Annotated in this window: 1 protein-coding gene; it reads right to left on the bottom strand. The window is 72.2% G+C overall.

The features are described from left to right. Positions 1 to 157: 157 nt before the first annotated feature. Positions 158 to 792, bottom strand: a 635-nt coding sequence (locus CCN72_RS31745) for a CAP domain-containing protein (RefSeq protein ID WP_143664262.1), incomplete at its 5' end; no start/stop codon positions are given.

Here is a 792-nt window from a genome sequence, read left to right as displayed (position 1 = left end):
GGCGGGCGGGGTGCCCGTGAACGGGCCGTACAGCGAGGCGAGTTGACTGGCCGCCGCACCGATCCGCACCCGCGACCAGCTGCCCAACGTCCTTGCCGACGCGTCGAGTTGACACCCTGGGCGGTCCCCCCGCCCAGGGGGTGTCAGCCGGGCCGGGTCACATCTTCGCGCCGAAGTCCTGCGTCCACCAGGGGCCGCCCGCGCCCTTGTGCACGCCGACGCCGATGTTCTTGAAGGCGCAGTTGAGGATGTTGGCGCGGTGCCCGGAGCTGTGCATCCAGGAGTCCATCACGGAGGCCGGGGTCTGCTGGCCCATGGCTATGTTCTCGCCGTACGTCGACCACCGGTAACCCGCGGCGGTGATGCGCTGCCCGGGGTCCACGCCGTCCGGGTTGACGTGGTCGAAGAAGTTCCGCGCGGCCATGTCGTCGGAGTGCGCCTGCGCCGCCTGCTGGAGCTGGGGATCCGCCGTCAGCGCGGAGCAACCGGCGCTCGCGCGCTCCTTGTTGACCAGCGCGATGACCTGGCTGACGGTGTCACCGGCCGGCGCGGGCGCGGTGGTGCGCACCGGGGCCTGCGGGGTGGTCGGGCGCGGCGTCGGCGTGCTCTTCCTCGTCGGGCTCGGACTCGGGCTCCTGGTGGCCTTCTTCTTCGGCTTCTTCGGCTTCTCGGACTTCGAGGCGGACGGCGAGGGTGATGCCGAGGTGGGTACGGCGCTGGGCGCGGAGAGGTCCGCCACGGAGGCGTTCGCGCTCCGCTCGGCGGTGGTGTCACCGCCGAGCGGAGCGCGAA

Origin of the sequence: Streptomyces murinus (genome assembly GCF_002154555.1) — a bacterium.
GTDB classification, from domain to species: Bacteria; Actinomycetota; Actinomycetes; order Streptomycetales; family Streptomycetaceae; genus Streptomyces; species Streptomyces murinus.
This window is presented reverse-complemented; position numbering and strand designations above follow the sequence as displayed.